The following is a 15,759-nucleotide window of genomic DNA, read 5'->3' as shown; positions in this document are numbered from 1 at the left end:
AAATGAATAATTCAGTCGAAGAAGGAAAACCAATTGCTATAACGAGTTACATTCTAATCATTGGTGTTTTGATTGCCATGAGCATGAATTCTGAGAACAAAAATAGCTTTGCTTCTTTTCATATCCGTCAAGCTTTAGGTTTGTCTTTAACTTTTATTTCTTTAGGAGCAATAATCAGTAATTTCGATAGTTTTTTTATCACTTTCCCAATGTGGATTTGTATTTCAATTCTATGGACTTTTGGAATTTTTAATGCTATTCAAGGACAAACGAGACCTATTCCGCTAGTTGGGGAATTATTTCAGAAATGGTTTAAAAAAATTGGTTAATTTTTAAAATCCCAAGTTTTAAAAATCCAAATTCCAAAACTGGAATCTGAAATTTGAAATTTGAAACCTTAAAAATCTTTGTCAAAGTTTGAAATTTTGACAAAGATCAAGCTGAACACTGAATACTAAAACCTGAACACTAAAAAAATGAATCTATCTTTAGAATATAAAATAAGAGAACCAAAAGTAATTTTAGATAAAAATCCGTTATTGCTTTTATTGCACGGATACGGCAGCAATGAAGCCGATCTATTTTCTTTTGCTTCTGAACTTCCAGACAACTATTACATTATTTCTGCTAGAGCACCTTACGATTTGCAGTATGGCGCTTACGCTTGGTACGCAATCAATTTCGATGCTGATCAAAATAAATTTTCTGATAATGAACAAGCAAAAACTTCTCGTGATATAATTGCTAATTTCATTGACGAATTGGTTGCCAATTACCCAATTGATGCTAATAATGTAACTTTAATCGGATTCAGTCAAGGGTCTATTTTAAGTTATGCTACAGCACTTTCTTATCCAGAAAAAATTCAAAGAGTGGTAGCAATGAGTGGTTATTTTAATGAAGAAATTATCAAAGAAGGTTTTGAAGATAATGATTTCAAAAACTTAAAATTCTTCGCTTCACACGGAACTGTAGATCAAGTTATTCCAATTGAGTGGGCAAGAAAAACTCCGGCAATTTTAGAGAAATTAAATATTCCTGTTGTTTACAAAGAATATCCAGTTGGACACGGAGTTGCACCTCAGAATTTCTTTGATTTTAAGAATTGGCTAGCTTTATAACTAAAAAAGAAAGAAAAAACTTATTTTTTTTCACAACCTTTCAAATTATATATTGTACTTTAGCCTTAATAAACCGAACATGGTTTATTAAAAGAGAGTAAAGTAATTAAATACCCAAAAGTTTCTCCAAAAGGAAACTTTTGGGTATTTTTGTATAGCAAGAAAATGGAAAAAAATTTTGATGTAATCTTTCTAGAAGAAGTTTTTGATTTTCTAAAAAATTTGAAACCCAAACATTCAGAAAAAATAATTTATAATATTCGAAAATCGCAAACAAAAAATGATCCTGAGCTTTTTAAAAAGTTAAATGATGAAATTTGGGAGTTTCGGACTTTATATCAAGGAAATTACTATCGGCTATTAGCTTTTTGGGATAAAACCAATGCACAAAACACTCTTGTAATTTCTACACATGGATTTATAAAGAAACAAGGTAAAGTACCTGATAAAGAAATATCAAGAGCGCAAAAATTGAGGTTAGAATATTTTAAAGATAAAGATTAAATTCAATTTTAAAAACATGAAAACATATACTTTAAATCAAGTAACCGATGAAATCATTGGTAAAACTGGAACTCCTGCAAGAGATCGATTTGAACATGATTTACAAATGGATTTGATTGGAAATGCGATTAAGCAAACTCGTAAAGAACGCAATTTAACTCAAGAAGAGTTAGGCAAACTTATTGGAGTTCAAAAAGCACAAATATCCAAACTTGAAAAAAATGCGGGAAATGTAACACTAGAAACTGTAATTAAAGTTTTTACAGCACTAAAAGCTACAGTCAAATTTCAAATAGAATTGAAAGACTTAACGATCAGTTTAGATAAATAAACTTTTTTCATCATTACAATACTATATAAATGAACACTACAAAACTTAATAACGCCGCATTGATTTTAATTGACATTCAAAAAGGTTTTAACGATGTTGCCTATTGGGGCGGAGACCGAAATAATGTCGACGCAGAAGAAAAAGCGAGTGAACTTTTGGAAATTTGGAGAGCTAAAAAACTGCCAATTTTTCACGTTCAGCATTGTTCTTCAAATCCAAATTCGATTTTAAACGAAACAAATCCTGGAAATGAATTTCAGGATATTGTGAAACCTCTTGAGGGAGAAACAATAATCAAAAAGAATGTCAATAGTGCTTTTATAGGAACGAACCTAAAAGAACTAATTGACAATGCTAATATCACGAATCTTGTTATTGTTGGTTTAACTACAGATCACTGTGTTTCTACAACAACTAGAATGGCTGGTAATTTTGGTTATACAGTATATTTAGTTTCTGATGCAACCGCAACTTTCAATAAAAAAGGTCTAAACGGAGAAGAATTTTCTGCCGAATTAATACATCAGACTGCTTTAGCAAGTTTAAACGAAGAATTTGCTCAGGTAGTAAGCTCTGAGTTTATTAAAGAGGTTATTTAGTGTTCAGTAGCAATCGCAGTTTTCAGTCTTGAATGATGAAAAAAAACTTTGTCAAAGTTTCAAACTTTGACAAAGTTTTAGTCTGTAAACTGGGACTCGATACTGCGACTGAATACTATTGCCCTGTATAAAGAATCTTCTCTTCTTTTTTCAGAACATATCCTTTCCAAGGAATTAACTGCCAATCGCCATTAACCCAAGAATCACCTTCCGATTTTCTTTCTAGAATGATCGATTCTTTCTGAGTATCTAAGAAAAGCTCTGCTTTATTTCCGTCAAAAATTACATAGGAAACTGTAGAATATGTTTTTCCATCTTCTGCATGGTTCAGTCTTGTACTATTTTCAAAAACCCTGATACACTCTTTTTTAAGCGCTGACCAAGTATAACCAGCCGAAGCTTTACAGCCATGCGAATCGGAATCTCCTCCAACCACAGCTTCTTTTTGTGGCTCTTTTGGAGTTGTGCTGGTATTTTCTTGAGAAACTTTCTTTCCGCAAGAAATTGCACTTGCCATAATCAAAAACAAAAATATCTTTTTCATAATCCTAAATTTATTTAAAGGTCAAAAAAAATAGGATTATAAAATCCTATTTTTGATATAACCAAGTTTGATTTACTTCAAAGGTAATATTATCGTCGTTATCAACAAAGTATTTTAACAAGACTTCTCCCCATAATTCTCCATTACTATAATCTGCAATTATCCAACGGTGGTTTAAAATTTTTACTTTATTGATGATAAATTTGTTTGGACCTATTTGATCTTGCCCTGTGTAAGGATTCCCTTTTGGATTTGCATTGAAATCTAGCAGCTTTTCAGTTACTACCGGAATTAGTTTCTCATACAAAATCACTTTTCCGCCAGAAGCACTATTATCAAAGTAATTTTGTGCATTCTCGTTGTGTTCTAAAGAAAAATAATCAGCCTCTGCCAATTGAGTTTTTACTAGATTAATACTATCTCTTAGTTTCTTAGTTGTTTTATCATATCTATTCTGCGCAAATTTTACTTCACCGCTGTAGAACGCATAAGTAAAGACATTCATTAAAATGGCAAGAATAAAAAGATAAAGCATTAAGGATTTTTTCATTGTGTGGTATAATTAAATTGTAATTTCTAAATTATCGTAAGCCAAGAAAACATTTTCAGGAAGGCTTTGCTGCACTTCTTCATGAAATCCTAAAACATGGCTAATATGCGTTAAATACGCTTTTTCGGGCTTAACAAGATTAATAAAATCAAGTGCTTCTTGCAAATTGAAATGAGTATTGTGAGGTTCGACACGCAAAGCATTTACAACCAAAACTTTCAGTCCTTTTAGTTTTTCAATTTCAGCTGGTTCGATGGTTTTTACATCTGTCAGATAAGCAAAATCATCTATTCTATATCCAAAAACCTGCAAATCACCGTGCATAGCATTTATCGGAATTGCCACTTTATCGCCAACTGCAAATGGCGCATTGTTTTGCACTTCGATTGTTTTTACACTTGGTGCCCCTGGATATTTGTTTACTGTTTCAAAAACATAATCAAAACGACGTCTTAGATTATCTAAAACGCGTTGATGTCCATAAATTGGAATTTCTCCCTGTCTAAAATTAAACGGGCGGATATCATCTAAACCTGCAGTATGATCTGCATGTTCATGAGTAAAGAGAATTGCATCCAATTTTTGGCATCCGCAAGAAAGCATTTGCTGTCTGAAATCGGGACCGCAATCTATTACATAAGAATGCTCGCCCCATGTTATCCAAATGGATACACGAAGCCTTTTATCCTTAGCATCAGTGCTTTTGCAAACGGGATGATCGATTCCGATAATTGGAATACCTTGAGAAGTACCTGTACCTAAAAAATAAACCTTCAATTGAACTTAATTTTTTTACAAAAATAGGATTATTTCTCTTTCATTAGAAGCCTAATTTACTAACTTTGTAACAAATCTATTTAAAACAAAATGGGTACAGAAATAAAACTCAAGGGTGACAAGGTCATCGAACAGATTCCTTCTATAAAAGACAAAGCGTTACGCATTAATTTAAACGAAAATATTTACGGAACATTTGCTGAGATTGGCGCTGGACAAGAGACAGTTAGACACTTTTTCAGATCAGGAGGTTCGTCGGGAACTATTGCAAAAGCGATGTCTGCCTATGATAAAGATTTTAGTGATGCCATTTATGGGACTGAAAGTGACGGAAGATATGTTACTGAAGAGCGACTGAAAAAAATGCTTACACATGAAGGGCAAATTATCGAAGAGCGTTTAAGTCGTGAAAAACACCCTACAAAACTTTTTTTTAGCTACGCTAACACTGTTGCCACAATAGATTTTGCCAAACAATTTAAAGGTCACGGCTGGGTCGGAATTAGATACCAAATTGAACCAGACGAAGCGTATAACGAAATTATCTTACATATTCGTTTTAAAGAAACTGACGCTAGATTACAACAAGAAACACTTGGAATTTTAGGAGTTAACTTAATTTACGGTGCTTTTTATAAATACAACGATCCAAAACGATTACTTCGTTACTTATACGATCACTTAGATAAAGATCAATTAGAGATCGATACCATTAACTTTTCTGGACCTCGTTTTGCCGATGTAGACAATCGTTTAATAAGCTTGCAATTGGTTAAAAACGGAATGACAGATGCCGTAATGTTTAACCCTGAAGGAAAAAACATTCTGCCAGCAGCTATCTTATACAAAAAGAACCTTTTAGCTTTAAGAGGAAGTTTCCGTCCTGTTACTAAAGTAAATATGGACATGTATGAGAAATCATTAGAAATGTTTCTAAAAGAAAATAAAGTTGAAAAAAATAACACGCTGGTTGTTTTTGAAATCACTCTTTCGAATTTACGTTCTGACGGTGAAATTGACGAGCGTGACTTTATGGACAGAGCCGAATTACTTTGTTCTCTTGGCCAAACAGTTATGATTTCGAATTTTCAAGAGTATTATAAAGTTGTAGAATACTTCGCCAATTACACCAAAGCTCGTATGGGATTAGCAATGGGTGTAAACAACCTGGTTGATATTTTTGACGAGAAGTACTACCGTCATTTAAGTGGTGGAATTCTAGAAGCTTTCGGTAAATTATTCTATCGTGATATGAAAGTATTCTTATATCCTATGTTAGATGAAGATGGCTCATTAATGAATTCGAACAACCTGAAGGTTCATCCTAGAATGAAAGAATTATATAAATTCTTTAAATTCAACGGAAAAGTGGTTGATATAGAAGATTATGATCCGAATATCTTGGATGTTTTCTCTAGAGAAATCCTAAAAATGATCAATCAAGGTAAACCTGGATGGGAACCAATGCTTCCTCCTGGAATTCCTGAAATTATAAAAGAACATCACCTTTTTGGATATCATCCACAGAAAGAATTAGAACAAAATACGTAATAAAAAAAGTCCCTGTATTGGGACTTTTTTTTGTTTCAGGTTTTGTTTGTTTCAAGTTTCAGGTTATTGTTGGAGCGGGTATTTTTTTTACCGCAAAGTTCACAAAGTTTTTTCGCAAATCTCGCAGAGAAATTATATAAAGCTTTGTAAAAGCTTTTTAAGTTCTCAAAGTAATATAATCTATACTTCTAAGCTTTGAGGACTTAAAAAAAACTTTAATTCAAACTGTAAACCTTTGCAAGCTTTGCGAAAAACTTTGTGAACTTTGCGTTAAAATTAAGTCCCAACAGGCAACTTGAAATTTGAAACCTGAAACTTGAAACAAAAAATCTCTATTTCAAAATCTGCGAAGCGTGTTCTTTTGTTTTTACTTTTTCGATTACTTCTTCTATAATTCCTTTTTCATCGATTACGAAAGTTGTTCTATGAATTCCATCGTATTCTTTTCCCATGAATTTCTTCGGTTCACCAAACTCCAAATGCATTAATAACCGATTTGTCTTCGTCTGCAAGTAAAGGAAAAGGCAATTCGTATTTTTCTTTGAATTTTATCTGCGCTTTCTGACTGTCGGCACTAACCCCAAGAAGTTCATAATTATTTGATTGAAAACGGTGAAAATTATCTCTTAAATCACAGGCTTCAGCCGTACAACCTGGTGTACTTGCTTTTGGATAAAAGAAAACAACTAATTTTTTTCCAGCATAATCTGCTAGCTTATGTGTTTTTCCGTCTTGATCTGTTCCTGAAAAATTTGGCGCTTTATCTCCTGCTTTTAATGTTGTCATACCTTTTTTTATTTTAGATTGTTGATTTTAGATTATTCACAAATATAACTCACAACTCTTAACTCATAACTTATAATTCATAACTTTTTTATGCCCCAGATTGAAGTGAAAACCCCGGAATTATGATAGTCTACATTTTTTGTATTTAAAAAGCGACCAAAGGAAGCTCTTTTAAATACTTAAAAATGTGACTAGCATAATGAGGAGTTGAAACGGAAAGCTGGATTAGGCACATCATTAAAATTATACTATTTTTACAACATTAAAAATACGGAAATGAATAAAGAAGCTCGCGTACAATTTGTTATTGATAAACTAAAAGAACTCTACCCTACTATACCTGTTCCGCTTGATCATAAAGATCCCTATACGCTTTTGATCGCTGTTTTATTATCTGCACAATGTACCGATGTTCGTGTAAACCAAATTACACCTTTATTATTTGCAAAAGCCGATAATCCGTATGATATGGTTAAAATGTCGGTAGAAGAAATCAAAGAAATTATTCGTCCGTGCGGTTTATCTCCTATGAAATCTAAAGGCATTTATGGTTTATCTGAAATTTTAATTGAAAAGTATAATGGAGAAGTTCCACAGAGTTTTGAGGCACTTGAAGCTTTACCTGCTGTTGGACACAAAACGGCAAGTGTAGTAATGTCACAAGCTTTTGGCGTGCCTGCATTTCCTGTAGATACGCATATTCACCGCTTGATGCACAGATGGAATTTATCTAACGGCAAAAATGTAGCGCAGACTGAAAAAGATGCCAAAAGATTATTTCCTAGAGATTTATGGAATGATTTGCACTTGCAAATTATTTGGTATGGCCGAGAATATTCGCCCGCTAGAGGCTGGAATCTTGAAAAAGATATTATAACTAAAACCGTTGGTAAAAAATCTCTAATTGAAGAGTTGGAAAAAAGCACAAATAAGGTCAAAAAATAAAAGGCGCAGATAAAAACATCTGCACCTTTGTTATTTTTTCAACTTTGTATCTTTTTAAGAAAATTACATTCCCGCTTTTAAAGCATTATATTCTGCATTCATATCAAGCGATCTGTAAACGCCCAATAATGTTTTGGTAGCATCTGGATTTTTCGGCTCAAGAACCAATACTTTTTTCAAATACGGAATTGCACTTCGAATAATATCATCTTTCTGAGCGTTCAACTTATCATATTTCTTCATTTCGGCTGGAGTAGTTCCTAATGATGCTATTTCATCAGCCAAATCTTTTTTCATTTGCAACTTCAAATAAGCCAAATTAATATAAGCATCGACATAATTCGGGTCTAGCTCCAGAACATAATTATAAATAGATTCTGCTCTTGGATAATCCTTTTTTTCAAGATAAGCATAAGCTAAATTATTATTTACTTCTATTCTTTTTGAAGGCACAGACTCGGTTCTTGGTTTTTCGTAAAGACCTTGCTGTATTGCCGATTCTCTAGCTTTTGGCGAAATAAAAAGGTCTTCTTCTTTTGTTTTCTTATTTGTGGCAAAGTACAAAACTCCTTTTCCTGAATAATTAATTTTTTTGAGAAGTTCGTAGTAAGTCACAGCTGCATTAAAATCTTTAGCATTTAGAGATGAAGATGCTGCATTGTATAAGTTTATGGTATCTTTTTTATCAAACAAATATACCTTGTAACTTTTTTCAGCGCTTTCTTTATATTTTTCGGCTTTAAAATCTGCCATTGCGCCATTAACAAGACTAGCTTTCATGTCTTTTAAAGCCATATTAGCTTTAATTGTCCACTTAAATTTTCCTGATTCGTTCTCGTATAAGAAAACGTCTTGATACGATTGGGATGCCAATGTAAAATTGTTTGCTGCGTCTATGTTTTTTACAGCCAAATCTTTTAAGACATTACCTTTTAAGAAATAGTAATCAGATTTGTCTTCATCAGAAGCATTAAGAATAAGGTATTCTGTTTTAGTTAAAATAGCCAAAGCATCTTGACTATTTCCTTTATCAAATAAAGACTGCGCTTCCTTAATTTTGTCTTTTTGGGCAAATGCGCCAATGCTCATCAATAATAAGCACGACAACACTTTAATGTTCTCTTTCATTTTTACGGTTAAGTTTTGGTGATTAAATGATTTTCTTAGTTCTTTTGAGGCATAGTAAAAAGATAATTAAATTGATTTAAAATTATCTTTATTACCATTTGTGAGCAAACATTTTCTGGTCCAAATATTTTCTCAAAAATCAAATGAGCATCAAACTTAACAAAATAAAGCAGGGTAGTTTTTCTTCATAAACGATCTGTTTTGGGGTTAAATATTTAATTTTTAATGTTTATTTTCTAATTCTTATCTTAAACAACTTTTCAATATGAATAACACTTCACAAAAGCATTTTATTCGAATAAAAAGTTAGTTTTTTAACTAAAATAGAATTAAAAACCAAATAAACATATAAATTCTCATCAAATTTTTAAATTTTAACAAAAAGAGGAGAAAAATGATGTAAAAACCTTATGTTTTTATATCAAAAAATAGTAGAAAAAAAAAAAACTCACTACCTGTATATTAAATATACAAACAGTGAGCTCTTAAACCAAAACGACCATTTGGTTTATTTTGATAAACATCCGACAGAACCAGTGGGCTGTTTAGTTAGCTATAATCTCAAAATTTTTATCCTCAATCTTAACTACAGTCAAGGCTCTTGAATAATTCAATAAAAAAGAAACAACTTCTTTTTTAGGTTTAAGATTTTTAGAAGCTAATGCTTTTTTTGAGTAAATTTTCCCCATACTATCAGACTATTTTATACTAATATAACGGGCTTATTATCAAAATAGTATTAGTTGGTTAAAATAATTTGATGTTTATCTATTATTTTTCTCAAATTCATTAGCGCATAACGCATTCTTCCTAATGCTGTATTGATGCTAACGCCTGTTACTTCAGAGATTTCTTTGAAGCTCATATCTTGATACATACGCATCACAAGTACTTCCTTTTGATCTTCTGGAAGCTCTTCTATTAGCTTTTTTAAATCAAGTTCTACTTGATCCACAATCATTTTGCCTTCAATTGTCAAGGTATCGTCTGACATAATAGAGAAAATAGAAAACTCTTCTGTCTCTCTGTACATCGGCATTTTCTTTGTTTTGCGAAAATGATCTACAATTAAATTATGAGAAATACGCATAACCCAAGGCAAAAATTTACCCTCCTCGTTGTACGAATTACTTTTTAAAGTTTTAATTACTTTAATAAATGTATCTTGAAAAATATCATTTGAAATATCTCTATCAGCTATCTTAGAATATATAAATCCATATATCTTAGACTCGTGCCTTTTTATTAATGTTGCAAGTGCAGCTTCACTACCGTCAACATAATTTTTTACTAATAGAGCGTCTGGAGTATGCAGATCAGCCATAATAACTACTTTTTTTAGTTTTAATTTTAAAATTTGGAGTATTTTCTAAAAAGTAGTTTTCTTATATAGGCGTTTCTTTTTTATAGGTTATGTTAATATTGTGACCAAATTTAACAAATTTTAGTTTTAAAAAGCAAATAAAATCATTAATAATTATTAGTAAAACTTTTATTAATGTACAATAAACATAAAATTTACGTGCAAACAGCTAAAAATTCATAAAACGAAAGAGGCTTAAAAGCGTTAAAAAACACATCTAAAGACCTCAATATTAACGAGATAATCTTTACTTATTCATTCAAATCAAAATTCAAATTACAATTTTTTCCCGAAATAAACAGACAATCGCTTAATATTTTTTTTTGCAGAACAATTTGTTTCCATCCAAAAAGCACATTTTTTAAGTTAAAATTCGGTTCAAAAATGAATCCTAAAAGATTAAAATAGTTAAGATTTGGAACTAAATCCTTAACTAAATCCAATTCAAAATTGATTACTTTTGTAAAAATTGACTTTTTTATGCAAATTGACCTTTCTAAAATAAATCCAAAATCAAATATTATAATTAAAGGAGCACAGGTACATAATTTAAAAAATGTAGATGTTGTTATTCCGAGAAATAAACTGGTTGTCATTACAGGTCTTTCAGGATCAGGAAAATCGAGTTTGGCTTTTGATACTTTATATGCCGAAGGACAAAGACGTTACGTAGAAAGTTTATCCTCTTATGCGCGTCAGTTTTTAGGCCGTTTAGACAAACCAAAGGTAGAATATATTAAAGGTATTGCGCCTGCAATTGCTATTGAGCAAAAAGTAAATACAACCAACGCTCGTTCGACTGTCGGAACTTCTACAGAAATTTACGACTATATCAAACTTTTGTTTGCGAGAATTGGACGTACCTACTCTCCTATTTCTGGGCAGGAAGTCAAAAAAAATACCGTTACAGATGTTATTTCCGACGTTAAAAACCTTCCACTCGATAGCAGATGGTTACTTCTTGCTCCTATTCATCTTGAAGAAGGCAGACAATTAGAAGATAAACTAAAAGTGCTTTTACAGCAAGGTTTTGCCCGTATCTTGGTTGATAACGAAATGATTCGTTTGGACGAGTTTTCTGCTTCAGATTTACATCAATTAGACAATAAAGATATTTTATTGATCATTGACCGTATTGTTGTAAAAGAGGAAGAGGAATTTTATAACCGTCTGGCTGATGCTGTACAAACTGCTTTTTTTGAAGGAAAAGGAATTTGTTACCTTCAAGAATTAAATGCAGAAAAGAGATTTTCTTATTCTAATAATTTTGAGCTTGACGGAATGACTTTCCTGGAGCCAAATGTGCATTTATTCAGTTTCAACAATCCGTATGGAGCCTGCCCGGTTTGTGAAGGTTATGGAAATATAATTGGCATTGATGCTGATCTGGTTGTTCCGAACACTTCATTATCCATTTATGAAAGCGCTATTTATCCATGGCGCGGCGAGAGCATGAGTTGGTACAAAGATGAACTGGTAAAACATGCTTATAAATTTGACTTTCCAATTCACAAACCCTATTTTCAATTAACAGACGAACAGAAAGATTTAATTTGGACTGGAAATCAGTATTTTCAGGGACTGAATGATTTCTTTAGAGAATTAGAAGAAAAAAATTATAAGATTCAAAATCGTGTAATGCTTTCGCGCTACCGCGGAAAAACAAAATGTCATGTTTGCAAAGGCAAACGTCTGCGCGAAGAAGCTTCTTACGTAAAAATAAACGGGAAAACGGTTTCTGACTTGGTAGATTTACCAATTAAACATTTGGTTACTTTCTTCAAAAACATTGAATTAAATCAGTACGAACAGCAGATTGCTAAACGTTTGATGGTTGAAATTAATAATCGTTTATCTTTTTTAACCGAAGTTGGACTGGATTATCTTACTTTAAATAGAAATTCTGCTACACTTTCTGGAGGAGAATCGCAGCGCATTAATCTAGCGACTTCGCTTGGAAGTAGTTTGGTTGGATCGATGTATATTTTGGATGAGCCAAGTATTGGTCTGCATCCTAAAGATTCTGAAAGACTGATCAAAGTACTGCTTTCTCTTCGTGATCTTGGCAACACTGTAATTGTGGTTGAACATGACGAAGATATTATGAAAGCTGCCGATATGATTATCGATATTGGTCCCGAAGCTGGAACTTTTGGAGGTAAATTGGTTGCACAAGGAACTTATGATGAGATTTTGAAATCTGATTCTTTGACCGCAAAATATTTAAATGGCGATTTAGAAATTTCTGTTCCAAAGAAAAGAAGAAAATTCAAAAATCATATTGACATCATTGGCGCACGCGAAAATAACTTAAAAAATATTAATGTCACTTTTCCTTTAGACGTTTTAACTGTTGTTACAGGAGTTTCTGGAAGTGGAAAAAGTACTTTGATTAAGAAAATTTTATTTCCAGCTGTTCAGAAAAAACTAGAAAGTGCCTCTGAAAAAGCAGGACAATTTACTGAAATTGCTGGATCTTTTTCGCAAATTAAACATATTGAGTATGTAGATCAAAACCCGATTGGAAGAAGTTCAAGATCAAATCCGGTTACCTATATCAAAGCATATGATGATATTCGTGATTTGTATGCCAAAGAAAAATTATCAAAAATAAGAGGTTATCAAGCCAAACATTTCTCTTTTAATGTTGACGGGGGACGATGTGAAACTTGTAAAGGTGAAGGTTCTATAAATGTCGAAATGGTCTTTATGGCCGATGTTTCTCTGCCTTGTGAAACTTGTGGCGGAAAACGATTTAAAAAAGAAATTTTAGAGGTTACTTTTGATAATCAGAATATCAATGACATTCTTACCATGACAATTGACGATGCGATTGCCTTTTTCGAAAAAAACAAACAGGCTAAAATCACTCAAAAATTGCAGCCTCTTCAAGATGTAGGTTTAGGATATGTTCAGTTAGGGCAATCTTCTTCTACACTTTCTGGTGGAGAAGCACAGCGTATTAAATTGGCTTCCTTTTTAGTGAAAGGAGCAACAAAAGATAAGGCCTTGTTTGTATTTGATGAGCCAACAACTGGACTTCATTTTCATGATATTAAAAAGCTTTTAGCTTCGTTTGATGCCTTAATAGATAAAGGACACTCGATAATCGTAATCGAACATAATCTGGATCTCATAAAATGCGCCGATTGGATACTTGATTTAGGTTCGTGAAGGTGGAGAAAACGGAGGTCATTTATTGGCATCTGGAACTCCAGAAGATATTGTAAAAGTAAAAGAATCGGTAACGGGAATTTACTTAAAAGACAAACTATAAATCTTACCCGTTTTTAAATAACAAAGCCATAAGTGCAATTGATTAATTTGCATTTATGGCTTTATTTATTTCTCGTTTTTTAGCTTTCTTATGCTACCAAACATCTTTCCTCAAAAGGAAGACCATCTTCGTCAATAGCTACTAAAATCTTTTTTTGTTTTGAAGCTTCAAAGGTTAAGTACAGCCATGCAAATGACCATAAACCTAGAGTTAAACAAAAAATCAAAAAATTCAAACTGTGATTAACCACTTTACCACCTTTAGATAAAACCGCGAAAAGCAATTCATCATTTCTTTCTTCTAAAGTAAATCCATTATGAACTTTGGTTGATATCATATTAGAAAATACTTGCATGCTTTGTTCATGGCTGAGATGATTGTACTTCATAATTTCTAATCTACAATTAATTCTGGTTACACTTTATTCGTAATTTCCTTCAAAACTATTTAATTCCTAACAATATATAAACACCTAGATTTAGTCGTTTTATTAAAAAAAAACTGAGTTTTGAGCAAAGTACTGACAAACATTCATGATAAAGTTAATTTTTATTCGATTAATTACAAAGTATTCATGTGTTAAAGTTTTAAATTTAATTACTCGTTATCAATTATTTAACCTTTGCTTTTAATATTAAAAACAGGAGATTCATAATCTTCTTTTAAATAATTAGGCGGAATTGTTGTTGTGTTTCCATCTCGTAAAGCACTGTAATGAGGCGACATAATCTCTATACCTGCAGCATTAAAAGAATCTTGAATATTTTGATGAAGTGAAGAATAAATCCTAGGTTGTTTGGTTGGTTCTTTGGTATAAACATTTATTTGATACGAAACATAAAAATCATCTAAACTGGTTTGAAGCACAAATGGTTTAGGTTCTTTTTCTGTCATTTCCGTTTTTAAAGCGGCATCAATCAAGGCGGCATAAATGTCTTTCCAAGGAACATCATATCCAATTGTCACTGTGGTATGTATTAGCAATCCGTTTGTAGACTGATTTGTGTTTGCCGAATAATTGGTTGAAGTACTTGACAAAACGGTAGCGTTCGGAATTGTTATATCTTCAAATTTTGGTGTTCTGATTCTGGTGACCAAGGCAGTTTTTTCAATTACTTCTCCACTTACATCACCAATTTTTATAAAATCCCCTATTTTAAACGGACGCATATAGGTAATGACCAAACCTGCAACCATATTGGCAATAGCATTAGAAGAACCAAGCGAGAATAAAACTCCGACAAATACAGAAACTCCCTTAAAAATAGGTGAATCTGAGCCTGGCAAATACGGAAAAATAATCACCAGCATAAAAGCGTACATTAAAAGTCTGATTACGTTGAATGTCGGTAATGCCCAATCACTATAAAAGCCATCAATTTTAATGTTTTCTGATTTTATTTCATAAAAGAAAAACTTAATAACTTTAAGTGAATATTTAAAAATAATGATGATTACAATTATGGTAAACAAGCTTGGCAAAAAGCTGATAAATCCCATAAAAGCCAATTTAGCTGGTGTTAAAATCCATTTGAGCAATGTTGTTGTATAGTCTTTTGTAGCAGGAAATATGCTGAACAAAACAGGAAGCGAAAGATATACGATTAAAATAAGCGTAATTATTTTTATAATGCCAAAAAATCGAAGGAACAAAAACAGCTGTTTGTCTGGAGATAATATATTAATTGAATTGTAACTGACTCCTTTAAAATACCTCGCTCTATTTTTTACAATATATCTTTTTATGAAATTGAAAACCTTCGATATCAAAAATAAGACTAATCCAATTATAATAGTTAATAAAACTGTATAACCAATTCGTTTAGGAAGCTGCGAATAATTTTCATTCTGATAGATTATTGCACTTTTAATTTTAGCCAAATTGCGATTGGCAATTGCGCTTACTGTACTATTTTCGGCTTTTGCATCGGCTTCCAAAACAGACATTATCACCAAATCGCTTTGGTACACAATATCCATAGAAACATCGGAAGGAATAACTTTTATAGAGTCTTTTTCGAAAAAGGATTCATTATAAAGCCTTTTAATCTTATTGGTGATGTATTGCGCTCTTTCTTTTGCAGAAAAAGAACCGACATTATGATATACTAGAAAAAGTGTATCGTTAAAAGGCTTTACAGGATAACCTTTTAGTTTTATTGCTGTAGATTCTTTTTCTGGATTTTTCAGATTTTTATTCTGAGCAATTACAGAAAAAGAAAACAAGACAAAAAAGAAAGCTAATAACCTAAGTACTTTTATTTTCATATTCTATTAGAAATA

15 protein-coding genes and 2 pseudogenes are annotated in these 15,759 nt (G+C 32.0%); 8 read left to right on the top strand and 9 right to left on the bottom strand.

Annotated features, from left to right (window positions below):
* Positions 1-2: 2 nt before the first annotated feature.
* The 5 genes from ACPWTF_RS20890 (at position 3) to ACPWTF_RS20870 (ending at position 2,555) form a co-directional block, all read left to right on the top strand.
* Positions 3-329 carry a hypothetical protein gene (locus tag ACPWTF_RS20890; protein ID WP_250835428.1) on the top strand — a complete coding sequence of 109 codons (327 nt, stop codon included), beginning with the start codon at positions 3-5 and terminating at the stop codon, positions 327-329.
* A gap of 147 nt (positions 330-476) precedes the next feature.
* The gene (locus ACPWTF_RS20885) at positions 477-1,121 is read left to right on the top strand and encodes an alpha/beta hydrolase (protein WP_427872842.1); all 645 of its coding nucleotides are present in this window, start codon (positions 477-479) and stop codon (positions 1,119-1,121) included.
* A gap of 165 nt (positions 1,122-1,286) precedes the next feature.
* Positions 1,287-1,625 carry a type II toxin-antitoxin system RelE/ParE family toxin gene (locus ACPWTF_RS20880; protein ID WP_427872840.1) on the top strand — a complete coding sequence of 113 codons (339 nt, stop codon included), beginning with the start codon at positions 1,287-1,289 and terminating at the stop codon, positions 1,623-1,625.
* A gap of 16 nt (positions 1,626-1,641) precedes the next feature.
* Entirely contained in the window at positions 1,642-1,956 is a 315-nt protein-coding gene (locus ACPWTF_RS20875) for a helix-turn-helix transcriptional regulator (protein ID WP_379797876.1), read from the top strand.
* A gap of 29 nt (positions 1,957-1,985) precedes the next feature.
* Positions 1,986-2,555 carry a cysteine hydrolase family protein gene (locus ACPWTF_RS20870; protein WP_427872838.1) on the top strand — a complete coding sequence of 190 codons (570 nt, stop codon included), beginning with the start codon at positions 1,986-1,988 and terminating at the stop codon, positions 2,553-2,555.
* 115 nt (positions 2,556-2,670) lie between these two features.
* Here the strand turns inward: ACPWTF_RS20870 and ACPWTF_RS20865 are convergent, their stop codons facing one another.
* Genes ACPWTF_RS20865 through ACPWTF_RS20855 form a run of 3 tightly spaced genes read right to left on the bottom strand, consistent with a single transcriptional unit; the run spans position 2,671 to position 4,426 of the window.
* Entirely contained in the window at positions 2,671-3,099 is a 429-nt protein-coding gene (locus tag ACPWTF_RS20865; protein WP_427872836.1) for a hypothetical protein, read from the bottom strand.
* 46 nt (positions 3,100-3,145) lie between these two features.
* Positions 3,146-3,649 carry a hypothetical protein gene (locus ACPWTF_RS20860; protein WP_111286674.1) on the bottom strand — a complete coding sequence of 168 codons (504 nt, stop codon included), beginning with the start codon at positions 3,647-3,649 and terminating at the stop codon, positions 3,146-3,148.
* A gap of 12 nt (positions 3,650-3,661) precedes the next feature.
* Positions 3,662-4,426, bottom strand: coding sequence for an MBL fold metallo-hydrolase (locus ACPWTF_RS20855; protein ID WP_427872834.1), 765 nt, complete (start codon positions 4,424-4,426; stop codon positions 3,662-3,664).
* 90 nt (positions 4,427-4,516) lie between these two features.
* On the opposite strand from ACPWTF_RS20855, the gene ACPWTF_RS20850 reads away from it, so the two are divergent.
* Positions 4,517-5,977 (top strand): TonB-dependent receptor, encoded by a 1,461-nt coding sequence (locus ACPWTF_RS20850; protein ID WP_248726145.1) that lies wholly within the window; start codon positions 4,517-4,519, stop codon positions 5,975-5,977.
* Between the two features lie 332 nt (positions 5,978-6,309).
* On the opposite strand, the pseudogene bcp reads toward ACPWTF_RS20850, so the two are convergent.
* Positions 6,310-6,763 (bottom strand): annotated as a pseudogene (gene bcp / locus ACPWTF_RS20845) (thioredoxin-dependent thiol peroxidase).
* Positions 6,764-7,039: 276 nt separating this feature from the next.
* Between bcp and nth the strand changes: the two are divergent.
* Positions 7,040-7,708 carry an endonuclease III gene (gene nth, locus ACPWTF_RS20840; RefSeq protein ID WP_427872832.1) on the top strand — a complete coding sequence of 223 codons (669 nt, stop codon included), beginning with the start codon at positions 7,040-7,042 and terminating at the stop codon, positions 7,706-7,708.
* 63 nt (positions 7,709-7,771) lie between these two features.
* Here the strand turns inward: nth and ACPWTF_RS20835 are convergent, their stop codons facing one another.
* The 3 genes from ACPWTF_RS20835 to ACPWTF_RS20825 all read right to left on the bottom strand — a co-directional run bounded on the left by ACPWTF_RS20835 (position 7,772) and on the right by ACPWTF_RS20825 (position 10,160).
* Positions 7,772-8,836, bottom strand: a complete 1,065-nt coding sequence (locus ACPWTF_RS20835; RefSeq protein ID WP_427872831.1) for a tetratricopeptide repeat protein — start codon at positions 8,834-8,836, stop codon at positions 7,772-7,774.
* A 545-nt stretch (positions 8,837-9,381) separates the two neighbouring features.
* A complete protein-coding gene (locus ACPWTF_RS20830) occupies positions 9,382-9,525 on the bottom strand; it encodes a hypothetical protein (RefSeq protein WP_248726141.1) in 144 nt (47 codons plus the stop codon).
* Between the two features lie 50 nt (positions 9,526-9,575).
* On the bottom strand, positions 9,576-10,160 hold the full coding sequence (locus tag ACPWTF_RS20825) for an RNA polymerase sigma factor (RefSeq protein ID WP_250835419.1): 585 nt from the start codon (positions 10,158-10,160) through the stop codon (positions 9,576-9,578).
* Positions 10,161-10,679: 519 nt separating this feature from the next.
* On the opposite strand from ACPWTF_RS20825, the pseudogene uvrA reads away from it, so the two are divergent.
* Positions 10,680-13,476 (top strand): annotated as a pseudogene (gene uvrA / locus ACPWTF_RS20820) (excinuclease ABC subunit UvrA).
* An 88-nt stretch (positions 13,477-13,564) separates the two neighbouring features.
* Here the strand turns inward: uvrA and ACPWTF_RS20815 are convergent.
* Together ACPWTF_RS20815 and ACPWTF_RS20810 are read right to left on the bottom strand one after the other, a co-directional pair.
* Entirely contained in the window at positions 13,565-13,864 is a 300-nt protein-coding gene (locus ACPWTF_RS20815; RefSeq protein WP_172426902.1) for a hypothetical protein, read from the bottom strand.
* A 227-nt stretch (positions 13,865-14,091) separates the two neighbouring features.
* Positions 14,092-15,744 carry a mechanosensitive ion channel family protein gene (locus tag ACPWTF_RS20810; RefSeq protein ID WP_427872828.1) on the bottom strand — a complete coding sequence of 551 codons (1,653 nt, stop codon included), beginning with the start codon at positions 15,742-15,744 and terminating at the stop codon, positions 14,092-14,094.
* Between the last annotated feature and the right edge of the window lie 15 nt (positions 15,745-15,759).

Origin of the sequence: Flavobacterium sp. MMS24-S5 (assembly GCF_050320125.1) — a bacterium.
GTDB classification, from domain to species: Bacteria; Bacteroidota; Bacteroidia; order Flavobacteriales; family Flavobacteriaceae; genus Flavobacterium; species Flavobacterium tyrosinilyticum.
Note: the sequence above shows the minus strand (reverse complement) of the source record. Positions and strands in the feature narration are given on the sequence as shown.